Source organism: Streptomyces sp. NPDC008137 (assembly GCF_042957035.1).
Classification (GTDB): domain Bacteria; phylum Actinomycetota; class Actinomycetes; order Streptomycetales; family Streptomycetaceae; genus Streptomyces.
This window is the reverse complement of record NZ_JBIBHN010000009.1, coordinates 13,525-31,508: the sequence shown is the minus strand read 5'-3', so window position 1 is coordinate 31,508 and position 17,984 is coordinate 13,525. Positions and strand designations below refer to the sequence as shown.

Below are 17,984 nucleotides of genomic sequence, written 5' to 3'. Positions count from 1 at the left end.
CCCAGTGGCCCTGTCCTTCCTTCCCAGCTCAACAGGGAGCACGAGAAGCAGGAGGGGCAGCCGATGCCCGTATTGCGCCGCGCCGGCGGCATCAGCAAGCGGTGTGAATGCCGCGGCCCCGACGGAAAGCGTCTCGGTGCGAAGTGCCCCGACCTGTCGAAGCGGTCGCACGGCAAGTACCGCGTCAGTCAGGAACTACCCGAGGACGCGACCGGCGAGCGTCGCCGCTTCCAGCGCACCGGGTACGCGAAATCTACGGACGCGCAGAAAGACCTCGACCGCATCCGCGCCATCCTCGACCTGGCCGGCGACGACGAAGACGGCCTCCGCCGAGTCGGCGACCTTCTCGCCGAGCTGCAGAAGACGCGCGGCCCCATTCCCGAGCCCACCGAGGTGTCCCGCAAGCTGGGCGTCGGCGTACCGCTGGACGGGAAGACGACGGTCGGCGACTGGCTCGACCACGTCATGGCGAACAAGGCCACCAGGGCCACCACGAACCACGGCTACGCGAGCCACATCCGCGTCCACCTCAAGCCCGCGATCGGGCACCTGCGCCTGGACCGGCTGACCGTCGGCCACGTTGAGGACATGTTCGCCGCGATCGACGACCGCAACGACGTCATCAAGGCCGAGAACGCCGCTCGACGCGAGCAAGTCGCCCGCTGCAAGCGCGGCAGGCCCGGGGCGCCCAAGGCCAGCGAGCGCGCGCAGCTGGCGGCCGAGCGGGCCAAGCTCGCCGAGATGCCGCCTTTTCGCCGCATCACCGGCCCGGCCACGAAACAAGCCGTCCGCCGCACGCTCCGCATGGCACTGAACCGGGCGATCGCGAAGCAGCTGATCACCTTCAACGCGGCCGCCCACGTCGAGCTGTCGGCGGCGGCCCGCCCCAAGGGTCTGCTGTGGACAGACGAGCGGGTCGCGCGTTGGCGGAAGACTGGGGAGAAGCCAGGCCCGGTCATGGTGTGGACGCCCACCCAGCTCGGCCGTTTCCTCGACGAGGCCGAGACGGACCGGCTGTACGCACTGTTCCACCTGATCTCCCACCACGGGCTTCGCCGCGGCGAGGGCGTCGGTCAGGGGTGGTCGGACTTCTCGCCTGAGCGCAAGGAGATCCGGGTGTCCGCCGAGATCGTGGTGGATGGATGGACGCCGATCGAGACAGCGCCGAAGACGGACGGGTCCGTCGGCATCGTGAAGCTGGACGCAGGCACCGTGCGGGTCCTCCTCCAGCACCGCGAGCGGCAGCAGCGGGAGCGCGAGGAGTGGAACGTGCGGGCCGCTGAGGAACGGCAGAAGGGCAAGGACACCCTGGACTGGACGGACACGGGGAAGATGTTCACCGCCGAGGATGGCGCGTGGCTGCATCCGGACTTCGTGTCGAAGTCGTTCCGCCGCATCTCCGAGGCCGCCGGCCTACCGCCCATCAACCTTCGCGACCTCCGCCATGGTGCCGCCGCTTTGGTGAAGGCGGGCGGGGGAGACCTGCATGACGCGAAGGTGAAGCTGCGCCACTCGACGATCACCTTGACCAGCGATACCTACATGGAGCTGTTCGAGGAGTACGAGGACGAGCTGACGGAGAAGGCGGCGGCGGCCGTACCGCGGGCTCGACGGTCCGATGACGCGCCCTCTGCCCCGGGCCCGAGACCGGAGCAGAGGGCGGAAGCGCCGCAGCCAGCAGACGCTGTAATGGACGACTCTCACGGTACGGCGCAGCACTGACAACGAGCGGGCGCGGACGTAGTATTGAAGGACAGGCACAGGGCCCCTGACCAGCAGGTCAGGGGCCCTGTCTGCTCAGCCGGTGCTCAACCGAACGCCACGTAAGAGCGTGCAACACCGTGGGGCGAGACGGGGTGAAGCACCCCCAGCGGGTGGAGTGAAACTTCCGCTGACCTGCACTCCATGGGGCGCGACGGGGTGAGCTGAACATGACGGGGTGAGGCGTCATGAGCGCTCATCAGACTTTTAATCCATTGGTTGTGGGTTCGAGTCCCACAGGGCCTACCGAAGAGCCCCAGTTCAGAGACTCTGAACTGGGGCTCGGTTCGTTCTCGGGGCAGCGGGCGGCGTCACCCCGTCGTCAGCATCCCCGTCCGCAGCCGTGCCACCGTCCGGGACAGCAGTCGGGACACGTGCATCTGGGAGATGCCGAGCCGGGCACCGATCTCCGCCTGGGTGAGTTCCTCGACGAAGCGCAGGTGGAGGATGAGGCGCTGGCGTTCGTCGAGTTCGGCGAGCAGGGGGGCCAGGGCGTGGAAGTCCTCGACCAGTTCGAGGGCCGGGTCCTCCTCGCCGATGAACTCCGAGAGCGTCGCGTCGCTTTCGTCCGCGTCGCCGCCGACCGTCGCGTCGAGGGACGAGGACAGGTAGCCGTTCGCCGCGACCTGGGCCTCGACGACCTGCTCCTCGCTGATGTTCATCAGGGCGGCCAGTTCGGCGACCCGGGGCGCGCGGCCGAGGCGGGAGGCCAGTTCCTCGGTGGCCTTGGCGAGTTCCGTACGGGCTTCCTGGAGGCGGCGCGGCACGTGCACGGCCCAGGACGTGTCACGGAAGAACCGCTTGATCTCACCCACGATGTAGGGCACCGCGAAGCTGGTGAACTGCACCTCGCGGGAGACCTCGAAGCGGTCGATCGCCTTGATCAGCCCGATGATGCCGACCTGGACGACGTCCTCCATCGCCTGGCCGCTGCCCCGGAACCGGCGGGCCGCGAACCGCACCAGCGACATGTTCATCTCGATGAGCGTGTTGCGCGCGTACTGGTGTTCGGGAGTGCCCTCCTCCAGCACGGCGAGCCGCTCCAGGAACTGCCCGGTCAGCCCGCGCGCGTCCTGCGGGGCGAGCTTCTGCGGCTCGGCGATCCGGGGCAGCACCTCATCGGTCCCGGTACCGGAATCCGTCGTCGTGCCGATGCGCGTGGTCGCCGTCACGGGCCCTCCCTCTAGTCCCGGCCCGCTCCCATCCCCCGACAGGCCACCTCCAGCGCCGCTACCCGCAGTCCTCCGGCTCATGCCCCGCATATGCCCCATCGAGACGTTGAACACAGTCGGTGCAGGTCGGGGCGGTGCGGGGGTACCCGCAACAGTCTGTGACGGTACGGGACGGGAGGGTGGGGCTGTGCAGTGGGGAGGAGTTCAGGCCGTCCGGGTGCCGGGCGCGCGGGAGTCGTCGGATTCAACGGAGTCGTCGTGTATCCGGGCCGCCGCCGCGTCGCAGAACGCCTCGAGGCCCTGCAGCAGCGCGACCCGCTTGGCCCCGGGCATCTGGTCGAGCACCTCGCGCAGCGCCTGCTCCCGTCGTACCCGCAGATCGGCGAGGAACGTACGGCCCCGGCCGCTCAGCCGCAGGCGTACCTCGCGCCGGTCCACCGGACTCACCACACGCTCGACGAACCCGGTCGCCTGCAGCCGGTCGCAGAGCCGGCTCGTCGAGGGCGGGGTGGAGGCCAGGGAGTCGGCGAGCGTGCGCAGGTTGATGCCCTCGTGGTGTTCGAGGATGAGCAGCACGCGCAACTGGGAGGCGGAGGCGGGTGCCGTCGAGGCCCGGCCCCAGAGGACTTCCAGCAACTCCGCGGCCGTTGAGGTCAGGCGGGCGACCTCTGCTGGCTCAGGGCGGGGTCGGAGGGAAGTCACAGTCACACTCTCGCAGGCACCGGGATGGCCGTCAGCGTACTAGGCGCGCGAAGAACCGGGGGCGGTCCGGGCAAGGGGCACGGCCGCCCACAGCATATTCAGACCAAGGATTGGTGTGTCGACCATCGTGACGACGATCGTGAACAGATTCGTGGCCGCCGAGCGCGCCTTGCGCACGGCGGCCCCCCATCAGCTGCTGGACGCGGTCCGTCGTGTACTGACCGATCAGTACGCGGCGGACTCCGTCGAGCTTTTCCTGGCCGACTACGGAATGACGGTGCTTCAGCCGGTGTCCGTGCCGCCGCACACCCTCCAGCCGGTGTCCGTGCACAACAGCCCGGCGGGGCGGGCCTTCGGGGCGCAGGAACCGTATGTGGAGATCCCGTCGAGTGATGTCGTACGCGCGCATCTGCCCGTCACCGTGCGCGGCGACCGGCTCGGGGTGCTGACCGTCGTCCTGCCGGGCGGCGAGCACGCCGACGGCTGCCTCGGCGAACTGGCGGAGATCGCCCAGGTGCTGGGGCACGAGGTCGTCGTCGCCGAGCGGGACACCGACGTGTACCTCCAGGCACGCCGCAGGGACCGCCTCACCCTCGCCGCCGAGATGCAGTGGCAGCTGCTGCCGGGCCGCTCCTGCGCCCGCCCCGAGTACGAGCTCGGCGCCCAGCTGGAACCGGCGTACGCGATCTTCGGCGACAACTTCGACTGGTCCGCCACGGCCGACCGGCTCAGCCTGTACGTCACCAACGGCATGGGCGAGGGCATCGAGGCCTCCCTGCTGACGAACCTGGCGATCAACGCCCTGCGCAACGCGCGCCGGGCCGGTCTCCCGCTCGCCGACCAGGCCGCCCTGGCCGACCAGGCGGTCTACGCGCACTACTCGGGCCGCTGCTATCTGTCCGTGCTCATGCTCGACTTCGATCTGGCCACCGGGCGGGTCCTGGCGGTGGACGCCGGGTCCCCGCGAATGCTGCGGCTGCGCCGGGGGGTGGTGGAACGGGTCGAGTTCGACGCCCAGTTGCCGCTCGGCATGTTCGAGGAGACCGACTACGTGGCCCAGGAACTCCGGGCCGAGCCCGGCGACCGGCTCGTCTTCGTCAGCGACGGGGTGTACGACGTCGCCTCCCCGGGCGGAGAGGCGTACGGCGACATCGCCCTGGCCAAGGCGATCCAGTCGACCCGGCTGCTCCCGGCCGCCGATGTGCCCCGGGCCGTCCTGCGCGAACTGAACGGCCATCGCGGCGGGCCCGTCGCGGACGACGACGCCCTGGTGGTGTGTCTGGACTGGCGTGGGCGATAAGGGACGGGGAAGGCGCAGGTCGGGGGACGACGGTGGGCAGTTGTTTGGCGTTGCCCCCCGTCGCCACTAATGTTTGTCATACGGCAAGTAACGGCTGAGGCGCCGCCACGTGGCCTCGGTCCGGCTCGTGCGAGGGAGCGATGCAAGTGTCGGATTCGGAACGGAACGTGGAACAGGAGCCGGCCCATTACCAGGTGAGCGCCTTCCTCGAACGGCGCCGCGAGCAGGTCGCCCAACGATGGGCGGACGCCGCGCTGTTCCGCACGGTCTTCACCGTCTCACGGGACGAGGCCGTGGACGCGGGCAGGTCCGTGGCCGCCGCGCTGGCCGCGGTGGCGGCCGCCGGGCGGACGGAGGACATCCGGGCACCCGGATTCGAGCCGGTGCGCGACCAGTTGGGCCGGATGGCGGCCTCCCGCGCCCGTACGGGGCTCGACCCGGACGGGGTCGCCGCCGAGGTGGCCGCCCTGCGCGAGCCGGTGACCGAACTGCTGCGCGCCGAGTTCCCGGACCCGTACGCCCCCGAGGCCCAGGAGTGTGTGCTGGCCCTGACGGTGCTCATGGGCACGCTGCGTCTGGTCGTGATGGAGACGCTGGTCAGCGCGGGCGAGGAACTGATCGCACGGCAGCGGGAGCAGCTGCTCGAAGCGTCCACCCCGGTGATCAAACTCTGGGAGAGCACCGTAGCCGTGCCGCTGATCGGCACACTGGACAGCGCGCGCAGCCAGGTCGTCATGGAGAGCCTGCTGGACGCGATCGTCGCCGAGCGCGCCCGGTTCGCCATCCTCGACATCACCGGCGTGCCCACGGTCGACTCGCTGGTCGCCCAGCATCTGATGAAGACGGTCGCGGCGGCCCGGCTGATGGGCGCCGAGTGCATCGTCTCCGGGATCCGGCCCGCGATCGCCCAGACCATCGTCCACCTGGGCATCGACCTCGGCACGGTGCTCACCCGCTCCAGCCTGGAGGACGCGCTGGCCTACGCGCTCAGTCGGCAGGGTGTCGAGATCGCGCCGCTCCGGTCAGCCGGCCCGGCGGCCGACGCGGGCGTGCGATGAGCGGGTTCGGGGCGGCGGTGCCCGGACCCGCGGGAGGACACGCCTTCACGGTGCCGGTCCTCCAGCTCGGCGACACCCTGCTGGTCACCCTCCAGGGAGAGCTGCACGACGGGATGGCCGAGCAGCTCCAGCAGGACATCACGGGCCGGATCGCGCACACCCGCGTGACCGGAGTGGTCATCGACATCTCCGGCGTGGACATGGTCGACTCTTTCCTGGGGCGGGTCCTCGCCGAGATCGCCGCCGGAGCCGGACTGCTGGCCGCCCGTACGGTGCTGGCCGGGATGCGTCCGGCGGTGGCGATCACCCTGGTCGAACTGGGGCTCACCCTGCCGGGACTGCGTACGGCCCTGGACGTCGAACGCGCGATGGAGCTGCTCGCCGCCGGTGAGCCTCACAGTGAGGGGAGTCCCTGATGCAGGCCTCCCGCCATGCCGTGCCGACGAGCCTGCCGATCGGCTCGGACGCCGATCTGGCCTGGGTGCGGCAGCAGGTCCGGCAGGCGGCCGCCGAGCTCGGTTTCGGGCTGGTGCAGCAGACCAAGCTCGTCACGGCGGCCAGCGAACTGGCCCGCAACACCCTCGTCCACGGCGGGGGCGGCCATGTGGAGATCACCCCGCTGGGCCTCGGGCCGTCGAGCGGACTGCGGCTGGCCTTCGTCGACAGCGGGCCCGGCATCCGAGACCTGGACCAGGCGATGACCGACGGCTACACCAGCGGCGGCGGGCTCGGTCTCGGTATGAGCGGGGCCAAGCGGCTGGTCCACGAGTTCGAGGTGGAGAGCCGTCCCGGTGAGGGGACCACCGTCACCGTCACCGCCTGGGCCACCGCCGTACCGCCGTCCCGGCCGGGGGTCTGATGAGCAGGGTGTGGGATGTGCCGGTGGACGACTCGACCCGGGTGCGCGACGTCCGGGTGGCGGCCGAGGAGGCCAGCGCCCTCGCCGGGCTGCCCGCGCCCCGCACCGCGACCGCCGCGCTCGTGGCGACGGAGCTGGCGACCAACCTGCTGCGGCACGCCGACGGCGGGCGCGTCGTCATCAACCTCGTCGAGCGAGGCGAGCGAGGCGGCGACGGCACCCCGGAGACGTCCGTGCAGATCGTCTCGCTCGATCACGGACCCGGCATCCCGGACATCGCGGCGGCGATGCGCGACGGCTACACCACCGCGTCCTCCCTGGGGGCGGGCCTCGGCACGTGCCGGCGCATAGCGAACGACTTCGACCTGCACAGCGCCCTCGGGCGGGGCACCGTGGCCGTGGCCCGCATCGGCCACGAGCGGGCCGCCAAGCGATCGCAGGAGCCGCAGGGGCCGCAGCCCCTGCCGGGCCCGCGTGTCGGCGGCGTCAACGTCCCGCTCGGCCGGGCCGAGTACTCCGGCGACGCGTGGAGCCGGGTGTACGGCGGTGACCGCGTCACCCTGCTGCTCGCCGACGGGCTCGGCCACGGCCCCAAGGCCGCCGAGGCGTCCGGCGCCGCCGTGGCCGCACTGCGCGGGGTGGCCGATCTGCCGCCCGCCGAGATCCTGCGGCGCCTGGGCAGCGCCCTGCGGCCCACCCGCGGCGCGGCCGTCGCCGTGGCCCAACTCGAACTCACATCCGGGCAGTTGAGCTTCGCCGGTATCGGCAACATCGGCGGCCGGCTGCGCACCGACGGCACCTGGAAGCCGCTGCTTTCCCATCCCGGCATCGTGGGCGCGCAGGCCCCGGCGTCCGTGCCCGTGCAGCGCGTTCCCTGGCGGGAGGACAGCCTGCTCGTCCTGCACAGCGACGGGCTGCCCGGCCGATGGACACCGCCCGACGACGGCGTGCTCCTCTCCTGCGACCCGGCGGTGGTGGCCGTGGCGGTGCTGCGGGACGCGGGGAGTGCGGCTCTGCCGGTGCGGGACGATACGTGTGTGGCCGTACTGGGTGCCGGTGCCGGTGCCGGTGACCGGCACGGCTCAGGGACCTGACCCGCCTTCCACCGCCCTCATTGGCCGCCGGTTCCGTCAGGGTGCGGCGCGACCGCCTCCCGTGCCGCCAGGAATCCCAGCAACCCCCGGCTCAGAGCCACCCGTTCCGCCGGTTCCATCGCCGCCAGCGCCGTGGCCAAGGCCTCGGTCCGGCGGTCCGCGACGTCGCCCAGGACATGGCGGCCGTGCGGGGTGAGCCACAGCTGCACCTCGCGGCGGGTCCCCGGGTGCGGCGCCCGTTCCAGCAGCCCGGCCGCCGCGAGCCGGTCGCAGAGCCGGCTGGCCGTGGGGAGGCCGATGTCCAGCTCGTCCGCCAGGGCCGTGACGTTCAGGCCGGGCCCCGCCTCCACCGTGCGCAACGCCCGCAACTGGTGCGGGGACAGCCGCAGGGAGGCCTCCTGCGCGGCGAACGACCACAGGGCCGCCAGACTGTCCACGGCATTGGCGATCCGCGACGCGACGGCCTCCGGGCCGTCGCCCGGTCCCCTCGCCCTGGGGTCGCCGGGGGCGCCGAGATCGGTCACGAAACGTCACTTTCCATAAGCTTCGGGTACTACGGAGATCGCCCTCTTGCAAAGGCTGTACCCGATGTTCCGAGGGACAAGCAGCCCCGTTCAGCACCCGGCCGGGCCGGTCCCGTTCAGCCCGCGCTGAGCTCCGTCAGCGCGGCCAGCGGCAGCGTGTGCTGGGTCTGCAGCACCTTGGCGCGCAGATAGCGGACGTTGTGCGCGGTGGTGAAGACGCCCGTGGGGACGCGGTCGCGCACATCGACGCCCAGGGTGCGCAACTGGTCCGCTTTGTCGGGGTTGTTCGAGAGCAGGTCCAGCTCCTTGATGCCCAGGGCCTTCAGTATCTGGGCCGCCGCCGTGTAGTCGCGGGCGTCCTCCGGCAGCCCCAGGGCCGCGTTCGCCTCGTACGTGTCGAGGCCCTCGTCCTGGAGGGCGTACGCGTCGAGCTTGTTGTAGAGGCCGATGCCCCGGCCCTCCTGGCGGAGGTAGAGCAGCACGCCGCCGCGGTCGGCTATGCGCTCGACCGCCTCGCGCAGCTGCGGACCGCAGTCGCAGCGGGCCGAGCCGAACACGTCCCCGGTCAGGCACTCGGAGTGCAGTCGCACCAGCGGGACCGGGCCCGGCTCGCCCAGGACGACGGCCACGTGTTCCTGGCCGTCGGCCAGTCCGTGGAAGGTGACGAGTTCGGTGTCGACCTGGTAGCCGTCGTGGAAGCGCAGCGGTACCCGGACGCGGGAGCGCGGGGTGGCGAGGGCGGCGGGGGTGTCGGGCATGCGGGGCCTCCGGGTTCCGTTCCTGTTCGGCTGCACAGCCGTCTGTTTCAGATTTGAAGCAGATCCACGGTCCGGAACACTACCCTTGCTTTAAATTTGAAGCAATGAGCTTCAGGTGCTTGTGACGTGCCTCACTGAAGAGCCCCCTGAAGTCGCTGCGGGCCGCCTCACGAACAGGCCGTGGAAGACCTTCGCCGCCACGGCACATCGTCCGACGCCGCCCGGGTGCCGTCCTCCTGGAGCCCCTGGGCGATCGCCGCGGAGATCTCCTCCAGTTGCGCCACCTGCTCCTCGCTCAGCCGGTCGAACACGAAACTCCGCACGGTCTCGACATGCCCGGGCGCCGCCCGCTCCAGTACGGCGAACCCCGCCTCGGTCAGCGCGGCGATGCTGCCCCGCTTGTCGTACCGGCAGGCCTCGCGCCGCAGCATGCCGTCCTTCTCCAGCCGGGTCACCGCGTACGTCAGGCGGCTGCGCGTGATCTTCAGCCGCTCGGCGAGATCGGTCATGCGCAGGCGCTGTTCGGGGGACTCCGAGAGGACGGACAGGATGGAGTAGTAAAGGTGCGGCATGCCGGCGTCCTGCTGGAGCTGCCGGTCGATCGCGTCCTCCAGGAGCAGCGAGGAGGCGATGTACGCGCGCCAGGCGCGTTGCTCCTCGGGGGTGAGCCAGCGAGTCGTCATGCCGCCAGTGTAGGTTTGTTTCAAACTTGAACCAAGACCCCGGCGGGACACGCCATAGGTCCCGCCGGTCCGCCGTCCCATCCGACCGGGGAGCGTCGATGCCTCACCCGTACGTCCTGCTGTCCGCCGCCGTCTCCCTCGACGGCTACCTGGACGACACCGGGCCCGAACGCCTGCTGCTGTCCGGCCCGGCCGACTTCGACCGGGTCGACGAGGTCCGGGCGTCCGTCGACGCGATCCTGGTCGGCGCCGGCACCATCCGCGCCGACAACCCGCGCCTGCTGGTCAACTCGGAGGAGCGCCGCGCCGCCCGTACGGCCGCCGGCCGACCCGAATATCCCCTCAAGGTCACCGTCAGCGGCACCGGCGACCTCGACCCCGAGGCACGCTTCTGGCACACCGGCGGCGAGAAGGTCCTCTACACGACCGACCAGGGCGCCGAGCGTGCCCGGGCCCTCGGCCTCGCCACCGACGTGGTGGCCCTCGGCACCGACCTCGACTGGCGCCGGCTCCTCACCCACCTGCACGACGTACGGGGTGTGCGACGGCTCATGGTCGAGGGCGGCGGCCTCATCCACACCCAGCTCCTCACCCAGGGCCTCGCCGACGAACTCCAGCTGGTCCTCGCCCCGCTCTTCGTGGGCGATCCGAAGGCGCCCCGCCTCTTCGGGCCCGGCGGCTACCAGGGCGGCCGGCTCCGGCTGCTGGAGACACGGCGGATCGAGGACGTGGTCCTCATGCGCTACGAACCCACCGCCCCGGGCACCGGCCACCTCCCCGCCGCGGCCGACCATCACTGGCTGGCCCTCGCCTGCGAACTGGCGGACCTCTGCCCGCCGTCGGACACGGCGTTCAGCGTGGGCGCGGTGGTGGTCGCGGCCGACGGCACGGAACTGGCCCGCGGCCACTCCCGCGAGGGCGGCGACCCTCTCGCGCATGCCGAGGAGGCGGCCCTGGCGAAGCTCGACCCGTCCGACCCGCGCCTCGCCACCGCCACGGTCTACAGCAGCCTGGAGCCCTGCGCCCGCCGCGCCTCCCGCCCCGCACCCTGCGCCCGGCTGCTCCTCGACGCGGGCGTCCGCCGCGTGGTCACCGCCTGGCGGGAGCCGGACACCTTCGTCCGGGACGCCGACGGCAGCGGGGTCCTGGCGGCCGGTGGCGCGGAGGTCGTCGTCCTCCCGGAACACGAGCACCGGGCCAAGGCCCCCAACCGCCATCTGCTGTAGCGGGCGGGTGGTCACGAGTGGTCCCGCGGATGGCGTACACTGGAATCACAACGACGCGGGGTGGAGCAGCTCGGTAGCTCGCTGGGCTCATAACCCAGAGGTCGCAGGTTCAAATCCTGTCCCCGCTACTGAAGGCCTAGGGCCGGAATCCGAAAGGGTTCCGGCCCTAGGTGTATTTCGGGTTCTCCACACTCCCGTTACTTTCCGTGAGTGAACCACACCACTCCGCGCAACGACTGACACCCCGTCAATACCCCGCGGTCACTTACGGAGCGGTCAACTCGCCCGATTTAAGCCGGTCATGCCAGGTAAGTCCGCACGAAAAAGGTTAATGATCAAGTGGAATCGCTGGAATCCACTCCCCGGGTCTATTAACGTTCGATAACGCAGCGCGGTCGTCCCAGCCGTCACAGAAGGCGGCTCCGTGCGCACGCGCCGAATCCCGAAAGGGAACCGGGGAACCACCACTTGGGGTGAATCGGGCGTAAACCGCCGTGGAAGCACGGTCGGTATACGCGCGTAGGAGACCTTCCTGCTCCGAACCCGTCAGCTAACCCGGTAGGCGAGAAGGAAGGAAAGGAGTACGCCCACGTGGCGTCCAACCGGCCTGCCCCCGCGGCCCCGTTCGCGCGGAACCAGCGCGACACCGAGACTTTCGGCTACGGCGGTCAGCGCACCGACGAGGGCCCGTTCCAGGAGTGGAACCCCACCGAGGAATCCATCCGTCCCGTCCGTGGCCGGCATCGCGTCACCAAGCAGCGCGGCGGAGGTCTCGCCCGCAGCTCCACCGTCCTGGGCGTCGGCGTCATAGCCGCCGTGGGCGCGGGCGGCATGGCCAGCGCCCAGACCGGCAAGCCGCCGGTGTCCATCTCCGTGTCGGACCTTCCCTCGGTGGGTTCCCTCATCTCGGACGACGACACCCCCGCGGGTTCCTCGACTCCGCTCAGCGGTCTCGGGAGCACGGCCACGGCGAAGGCCGAGGAGGGCTCCTCCGGCGCAGGCGAGGCGCTGCGCGCCCGGATCATGGCCCAGGTCGAGCACCAGCAGGACCAGATCGACACCAAGGCCGCGCAGGACGCCGCCGACGCCGCCGAGAAGGCGGCCGCGGAAGCCGTGGCCAAGGCCGAGGAAGAGGCCAAGGCCAAGGCCGCCGAGGCCAAGCGGAAGGCGGAGGAGGAGGCCGAGAAGAAGGCCGAGGCCGAGCGGCTCGCCGCCCTCGCCAAGCAGTTCACGCTGCCGACCTCCTCCTACACCCTCACCTCGACCTTCGGTCAGGCCGGCGCCTACTGGTCCTCCGGCTACCACACGGGTCTCGACTTCGCCGCCCCCACGGGCACGCCGATCAAGGCGGTGCACAGCGGCACCATCACCGAGGCGGGCTGGAACGGCTCGTACGGCTACAAGACCGTCCTCACGCTCGATGACGGCACCGAGATCTGGTACGCGCACCAGTCCTCCATCGGCGTCAGCGTCGGCCAGAAGGTCAGCACGGGTGATGTCATCGGCCGAGTCGGTGCCACCGGCAACGTCACCGGTGCCCACCTGCACCTCGAGGTTCACACCGGTGGCTCCAGCAGCGGGATCGACCCGACGGCGTGGCTGCGGGGCAAGGGCCTCAACCCGTAAGCGCCACAAGCCAGTCGAAGCACCGGCAGCCCTGACGACGACCCCCCGACGTCAGGGCTGCCGGTTCTCGGCGTGTTGCGGTCCCGCTGTGCGCTGCGGGCAGCGGTCCCGCTGTGCGCCGCGGGCGCGTTTACAGGACCTTTGCTCCCGACCTGGAATGAGCCGCTCCGGTAGGGCCGTTGACGAGAGGCATGACTTCTCTTCGCAAGCTCGGCTCCTCCGACCTCGAGATCTTCCCGCTCGCCCTCGGCGGCAACGTCTTCGGCTGGACCGCCGACGAGGCACAGTCCTTCGCCGTCCTCGACGCCTACACCGCCGCCGGCGGCAACTTCGTCGACACCGCCGACGTCTACTCGGCGTGGGTCGACGGCAACCAGGGCGGCGAGTCCGAGACCGTCCTCGGCAAGTGGCTTCAGGCGCGCGGCAACCGCGCCGATGTCGTCGTCGCCACGAAGGTCAGTCAGCACCCCGAGTTCCAGGGTCTGTCCGCCGCCAACATCAAGGCCGCCGCCGACGCCTCGCTGCGCCGCCTGCGCACCGACTACATCGACCTCTACTACACCCACTTCGACCGGCCCGACGTGCCGGTGGAGGAGATCATCGGGGCGCTCGACGAGCTGGTGAAGGCCGGGAAGGTGCGGCACATCGCCGCCTCGAACATCTCGGCGGAGCGGCTGCGGGCCTCCCTGGAGTTCTCCGACCGCGAGGGCCTCGCCCGTTATGTGGCGCTCCAGCCCCACTACAACCTGGTCTCCCGCGACACCTACGAGGGCGAGCTCCAGGACCTCGCCGAGCGCTCCGGCCTGGCGGCCGTCCCCTACTACGCGCTCGCGTCCGGCTTCCTCACCGGCAAGTACCGGCCCGGTACGACCGTCGACAGCGCGCGGGCCGGCGGCGCCGCCAAGCACCTGGAGACCGAGCGGGGCCTCCGGGTCCTCCACGCCCTCGACGAGATCGCCGCGGCCCACGACGTCCCCGTCGCCACGGTCGCCCTGGCCTGGCTCGCGGCCCAGCCGACGGTGGCGGCCCCGATCGCGTCCGCACGCACGGTGGAGCAACTGCCGGCACTGGTCGGGGTCGGGGAGCTCACGCTGACGGAGCCGGAGGTCGACCGCCTCACAGCGGCCTCGGCCTGAGCGGTCGCCGCGGCGGGGTTTCGTCCGGCCGGGTGAGCGCGCTCGCCGTCTGAACGGCTGGGGCGCAGCGCCCCGGCTGTGTTGTCGGCGGGTGCGGGCTGACCGCTCTCGGCGCGTGCCGCTGGGGCTGGTCTGTGCGGTGGGGCTGTGGCCGCGGCGCCCGGCACAAGGCCGGCGGCAGACCCGGCTTGCCTGCGGTCGCGCCGACCGGCCTCGGAAGGCATCGCCGGGAACGGTCCGTGCGATGGCGCCACGCCCGGAGCCGGGCGGGCGACCTGCCCCGGACCGGCCGTCGACCGGCCCCCGGCGACCGGCCCAGTTGTCCGCGGTTGCCGTCGGCGTCTCGGCTACGAGCGGTACGGGTTGTACGCGGGGTACGGCATCGGCGCGGCGGGGTAGGGCGTCGTCGGATAGCCGTAGCCGTACACCCCTGTCGGGTGGCCGTAGCCGTATGCCCCGTGCACCGGCCAGGGCGGCGCCGCCACCGGGACGGGTGGGGCCGTGATCCGGGCCGCGTGGTCCAGTGCGGGGCGGGCGGCCTCGCGGCGGCGCCACAGTTCCTCCAGAAGCTCCCGTTCCCGTACGACGAAGTCGGCACCGGCGCGGCCGCGGCGGCCCCGGTGGCGCAGGAACGCCAGAGATGTCGCGTAGGCTTCGTACTGTGCCACCGCCAGCGCCGCGGTCTTCCCCGCGTGGCGGCGGGCGTACTGGCGGGCGATCCGCCGGGCCCGCATCGAGCCGAGCGCGTACGGCTCGGCCGGGGTCAGCCAGCCGGCGACGGCGTACGCGGGCAGCTCCGCCCGTACGGTCCTCAGCTCCCGCTGCCGGGTCCAGATCACCAGCCAGGTCAGCAGCCCGAAGATGGGCACCATGAACGCCGCGTACACGGCGAGGAACCCGTACTCGCCGAACGCCGACGAGCCGTTCCACATCGCGTGCATGCCCATCGCGAGCAGCAGCCCGGCGAGCGGAAAGGCGACGCGGCGCAGGTGCCGGCGGTCCGCCGAGAGCGCGGCGATGCCGAAGCCGATGCCCGTGAGTACCGTGAAGAGCGGGTGCGCGAACGGCGACATGACGATCCGCACGAAGAAGGTCGCCGCCGTGACGGAGGCGATGCCGCTGTGCCCGGCGAGCTGGTCGGTACCGAAGGCGATGCCCAGATAGAGGATGTTCTCCGTGAACGCGAAGCCGGTGGCCGTGACGCCGGCTATGACGACTCCGTCGACGATGCCGGTGAAGTCACGCCGCCGGAAGAGGAAGACCAGTAAAACGGCCGCCGCCTTGGCGGACTCCTCGACCACCGGCGCGATGACGGTCGCGCCGAGGGTGTCCGCGCTCGTCGGGTCCGCGGTCGCCGTCGCTATCCACTGGGTCGCGAAGCTGTTGGCGACGATCGCTATCAGCGCCGCCGCGCAGGCGCCCCAGGCGAAGGAGAAGAGCAGGTTCCGCCAGGGGCCCGGTTCGACCCGGTCCAGCCAGCGGAACGCGGCTATGAGGAGAGGGACCGGGAGAACGGCCAGCCCCAGCCCGACCAGGAACCCCTCCGTGCCGGTCTCCTCGCGGACCAGGGCGAGGATGACCAGGCCGGAGATCACGAGGAGCGTGGACAGCGCGCCGTAGCGCACCCAGGCGCGCTGCCACCAGTGGGCGTGCCGCAGGGGGCCGGCGGCCGCGCCGGCGAAGGGCACACCGTCGGGTGGACCGCTGGGGTACGACGGATACGGGGGGCAGGTGGCCACGGCATTGACCCTAACGACGGATGGGCGCTGTCCGCAGGCGGGAGAGATTCGGGGGCGGTCAGGCGCCGGCGGGGGGTTGCTCCATGTGCTGTACGCGACGGAAGAGGAGGTCGTTCACGACATGTCCCTTGTCCAGTCCCTGGCCCTCGAAACGGGTCAGGGGACGGAAGTCGGGACGGGGCGCGAAACCGCCGTCCGCCTGCGTGTTCTCGAAGTCGGGGTGTGCGGTGAGGACCTCGAGCATCTGCTCGGCGTACGGTTCCCAGTCGGTGGCGCAGTGCACGGTCCCGCCGGGCTTGATGCGGGACGCGGTGAGGGTCAGGAAGTCGGGCTGGATGAGCCTGCGCTTGTGGTGCCGCTTCTTGGGCCAGGGGTCGGGGAAGTAGACGCGCAGGCCGTCGAGGGAGTCCGGGGCGAGCATCTCGCGCAGCAGGATGATCGCGTCGCCGTTCGCGACCCGGATGTTGGACATGCCGTTCTGGTCGGCGAGGTTGAGCAGATTGCCCTGGCCGGGGGTGTGGACGTCGACGGCGAGGATGTTGGTGCGCGGGTCGGCGGCGGCCATCTCGGCGGTCGCCTCGCCCATGCCGAAGCCGATCTCCAGGACGACGGGGTTGTCGTTGCCGAACAGGTCGGGGAGGTCGAGCCCCCGCTGCCCGTCGATGTCCAGTCCCCACTTGGGCCACAACCGCTGCAGCGCGTCCGCCTGCCCTGCGGTCACCCGGCTCCGCCGAGGCTGGAAACTCCGGATCCGCCGCTCGAAGTGCGACCCGGCGGGATCGGCCTTCGGTCCGTCGGGAAAGCGCGGCTCACCCTTGGCCCGCGTGTGCCGGATGGACACACCGGGCGCGTGGTCGGGGTGCCCGCCGTCGGGGGTGCTGGGCTGCTGGGTGCTTTCGGGGGTATTCACGGAGTCAGACACAGTGAGGCCGATTTTACGGCCCTCACGCTCAGCTGCCCGAGCTGCGGGGCATGCGTGCCTCCCCCAGTGCCTTAAGGGCCTGGCAGGTGCCCCCAGGGCGGCACGGGTGGGCGCAGCGGCACCCCGCCACGCCGGGCTGCGGACCCACCCGCCCCCAGCACCAACGCCGAGCACCCGACAACCATCCGTGCCCGGCGTCACAGCCCGCTCAGCGCCCTCCGCGCCACCTCCCGCCCGATCGGCAGGCTCGCCGTGGCCGCGGGGGACGGCGCGTTCAGCACATGCACCGTGCGAGCGCCCTCGCGGATCAGGAAGTCGTCCACCAGCGTGCCGTCCCGCAGGACGGCCTGGGCCCGCACCCCCGCGGCCGTCGGCACCAGGTCCCCCTCGGTCACCCCGGGCAGCAGCCTCCCCACCGCGTCCGTGAACGCCGCCTTGGACAGCGACCGCCGCAGCTCACCCGCGCCGTACCGCCAGTGCCGGCGCGCGATCCGCCAGGATCCCGGCCAGGCCAGCGTCGACCCCAGCTCGCGCCAGCGGACCGTGCCCCAGCCGTACCCTTCGCGGGCCAGGGCCGGCACCGCGTTGGGCCCGACATGGACACCGCCGTCGATGCCGCGGGTGAGATGCACCCCGAGGAACGGGAACGCCGGGTCGGGCACGGGGTAGACCAGGCCCCGTACGAGCTCCGGCCGGGCGAGTTCGTAGTACTCGCCCCGGAACGGCACGATCTGGACGTCCGGGTCGTCCCCGGTCAGCCGGGCGATCTCGTCGCTGTACAGGCCCGCGCAGTTCACCAGGACCCGGCCGCGCACCACGTCCCCGGCCGAGGTGAGCGCGGCGACGCCCAGCTCGGGACGGCGGTCGACGCGCACGACCCTTGTGCCGTAGCGGATCTCCGCGCCCGACCCGTGGGCCAGCTGCCGGGCGACCGCGACGAAGTCGCAGATGCCGGTCGTGCCGACGTGTATGGCGGCGAGGCCCCGCACCTCCGGCTCGTACTCCATGATCTGGGACGCGCACAGCTCCCGCACCGGGATGCCGTTCTCCCGGCCGCGCTGCACGAGCGCGTGCAGGCGGGGCAGCTCGGCGCGGTCGGTCGCGACGATCAGCTTGCCGGTGACGGAGTGCGCGATGCCGTACTCGGCGCAGAACTTGACCATCTCGGCGGCGCCCCGCACCGCGTAGCGCGCCTTGAGCGAGCCGGGGCGGTAGTAGACGCCGCTGTGGATGACGCCGCTGTTGCGGCCGGTCTGATGCCGGGCGGGGCCCGGTTCCTTCTCCAGCACCGTGACACGTGTGCCCGGTGCGGCGCGGGTGATCGCGTACGCCGTCGACAGACCGACGATCCCGCCGCCGATCACCAGCACGTCACAGTCGTAAGCGAACCGCACGAGCACCACCTCCCACCTCGATAGTGCACT

Annotated in this window: 17 protein-coding genes, 1 tRNA gene and 1 riboswitch; of the genes, 10 read left to right on the top strand and 8 right to left on the bottom strand. The window is 71.5% G+C overall.

What is annotated here, in order from left to right:
* Window positions 1-63 precede the first annotated feature (63 nt).
* Window positions 64-1,722 carry a site-specific integrase gene (locus tag ACFZBT_RS16895; RefSeq protein ID WP_391103750.1) on the top strand — a complete coding sequence of 553 codons (1,659 nt, stop codon included), beginning with the start codon at window positions 64-66 and terminating at the stop codon, window positions 1,720-1,722.
* A gap of 350 nt (window positions 1,723-2,072) precedes the next feature.
* Here the strand turns inward: ACFZBT_RS16895 and ACFZBT_RS16890 are convergent, their stop codons facing one another.
* Window positions 2,073-2,933: a SigB/SigF/SigG family RNA polymerase sigma factor gene (locus ACFZBT_RS16890; RefSeq protein WP_391103747.1), complete on the bottom strand. Its 861-nt coding sequence runs from the start codon at window positions 2,931-2,933 to the stop codon at window positions 2,073-2,075.
* Between the two features lie 204 nt (window positions 2,934-3,137).
* The gene (locus ACFZBT_RS16885; RefSeq protein WP_391103744.1) at window positions 3,138-3,641 is read right to left on the bottom strand and encodes a MarR family transcriptional regulator; all 504 of its coding nucleotides are present in this window, start codon (window positions 3,639-3,641) and stop codon (window positions 3,138-3,140) included.
* Between the two features lie 133 nt (window positions 3,642-3,774).
* On the opposite strand from ACFZBT_RS16885, the gene ACFZBT_RS16880 reads away from it, so the two are divergent.
* The 5 genes from ACFZBT_RS16880 (at window position 3,775) to ACFZBT_RS16860 (ending at window position 7,946) form a co-directional block, all read left to right on the top strand.
* Window positions 3,775-4,935 (top strand): SpoIIE family protein phosphatase, encoded by a 1,161-nt coding sequence (locus ACFZBT_RS16880; protein ID WP_391104448.1) that lies wholly within the window; start codon window positions 3,775-3,777, stop codon window positions 4,933-4,935.
* A gap of 140 nt (window positions 4,936-5,075) precedes the next feature.
* The gene (locus tag ACFZBT_RS16875) at window positions 5,076-5,993 is read left to right on the top strand and encodes an RsbRD N-terminal domain-containing protein (RefSeq protein WP_391103741.1); all 918 of its coding nucleotides are present in this window, start codon (window positions 5,076-5,078) and stop codon (window positions 5,991-5,993) included.
* A complete protein-coding gene (locus ACFZBT_RS16870; RefSeq protein WP_391103738.1) occupies window positions 5,990-6,409 on the top strand; it encodes an STAS domain-containing protein in 420 nt (139 codons plus the stop codon). Before ACFZBT_RS16875 ends, ACFZBT_RS16870 begins: the two co-directional genes overlap by 4 nt.
* The gene (locus ACFZBT_RS16865) at window positions 6,409-6,852 is read left to right on the top strand and encodes an ATP-binding protein (protein WP_391103735.1); all 444 of its coding nucleotides are present in this window, start codon (window positions 6,409-6,411) and stop codon (window positions 6,850-6,852) included. The genes ACFZBT_RS16870 and ACFZBT_RS16865 overlap by 1 nt, the downstream gene beginning before the upstream one ends.
* A complete protein-coding gene (locus ACFZBT_RS16860; RefSeq protein ID WP_391103733.1) occupies window positions 6,852-7,946 on the top strand; it encodes a SpoIIE family protein phosphatase in 1,095 nt (364 codons plus the stop codon). The genes ACFZBT_RS16865 and ACFZBT_RS16860 overlap by 1 nt, the downstream gene beginning before the upstream one ends.
* 17 nt (window positions 7,947-7,963) lie before the next feature.
* On the opposite strand, the gene ACFZBT_RS16855 is transcribed toward ACFZBT_RS16860, so the two are convergent.
* The 3 genes from ACFZBT_RS16855 to ACFZBT_RS16845 all read right to left on the bottom strand — a co-directional run bounded on the left by ACFZBT_RS16855 (window position 7,964) and on the right by ACFZBT_RS16845 (window position 9,911).
* The gene (locus ACFZBT_RS16855) at window positions 7,964-8,470 is read right to left on the bottom strand and encodes a MarR family transcriptional regulator (RefSeq protein ID WP_391103731.1); all 507 of its coding nucleotides are present in this window, start codon (window positions 8,468-8,470) and stop codon (window positions 7,964-7,966) included.
* 116 nt (window positions 8,471-8,586) lie between these two features.
* Window positions 8,587-9,228: a GTP cyclohydrolase II RibA gene (gene ribA / locus ACFZBT_RS16850; protein ID WP_391103728.1), complete on the bottom strand. Its 642-nt coding sequence runs from the start codon at window positions 9,226-9,228 to the stop codon at window positions 8,587-8,589.
* Window positions 9,229-9,395: 167 nt separating this feature from the next.
* Window positions 9,396-9,911, bottom strand: a complete 516-nt coding sequence (locus ACFZBT_RS16845; RefSeq protein ID WP_391103726.1) for a MarR family transcriptional regulator — start codon at window positions 9,909-9,911, stop codon at window positions 9,396-9,398.
* 98 nt (window positions 9,912-10,009) lie between these two features.
* Between ACFZBT_RS16845 and ACFZBT_RS16840 the strand changes: the two genes are divergently transcribed.
* The 4 genes from ACFZBT_RS16840 to ACFZBT_RS16825 all read left to right on the top strand — a co-directional run bounded on the left by ACFZBT_RS16840 (window position 10,010) and on the right by ACFZBT_RS16825 (window position 13,899).
* Window positions 10,010-11,137, top strand: a complete 1,128-nt coding sequence (locus ACFZBT_RS16840) for a dihydrofolate reductase family protein (RefSeq protein WP_391103724.1) — start codon at window positions 10,010-10,012, stop codon at window positions 11,135-11,137.
* Between the two features lie 54 nt (window positions 11,138-11,191).
* Window positions 11,192-11,265 (top strand) — tRNA-Met (locus ACFZBT_RS16835).
* A gap of 295 nt (window positions 11,266-11,560) precedes the next feature.
* A riboswitch (cyclic di-AMP (ydaO/yuaA leader) is annotated at window positions 11,561-11,717 on the top strand.
* An 11-nt stretch (window positions 11,718-11,728) separates the two neighbouring features.
* Window positions 11,729-12,763, top strand: a complete 1,035-nt coding sequence (locus tag ACFZBT_RS16830) for a peptidoglycan DD-metalloendopeptidase family protein (RefSeq protein WP_391103722.1) — start codon at window positions 11,729-11,731, stop codon at window positions 12,761-12,763.
* Between the two features lie 191 nt (window positions 12,764-12,954).
* Window positions 12,955-13,899, top strand: a complete 945-nt coding sequence (locus ACFZBT_RS16825) for an aldo/keto reductase (RefSeq protein WP_391103720.1) — start codon at window positions 12,955-12,957, stop codon at window positions 13,897-13,899.
* A gap of 347 nt (window positions 13,900-14,246) precedes the next feature.
* Here the strand turns inward: ACFZBT_RS16825 and ACFZBT_RS16820 are convergent, their stop codons facing one another.
* The 3 genes from ACFZBT_RS16820 to lhgO form a co-directional block, all read right to left on the bottom strand.
* Entirely contained in the window at window positions 14,247-15,638 is a 1,392-nt protein-coding gene (locus ACFZBT_RS16820) for a PrsW family glutamic-type intramembrane protease (RefSeq protein WP_391103718.1), read from the bottom strand.
* A 58-nt stretch (window positions 15,639-15,696) separates the two neighbouring features.
* Window positions 15,697-16,560, bottom strand: coding sequence for a tRNA (guanosine(46)-N7)-methyltransferase TrmB (trmB, locus tag ACFZBT_RS16815; RefSeq protein WP_391103715.1), 864 nt, complete (start codon window positions 16,558-16,560; stop codon window positions 15,697-15,699).
* Between the two features lie 197 nt (window positions 16,561-16,757).
* A complete protein-coding gene (gene lhgO, locus ACFZBT_RS16810; protein ID WP_391103713.1) occupies window positions 16,758-17,963 on the bottom strand; it encodes an L-2-hydroxyglutarate oxidase in 1,206 nt (401 codons plus the stop codon).
* Between the last annotated feature and the right edge of the window lie 21 nt (window positions 17,964-17,984).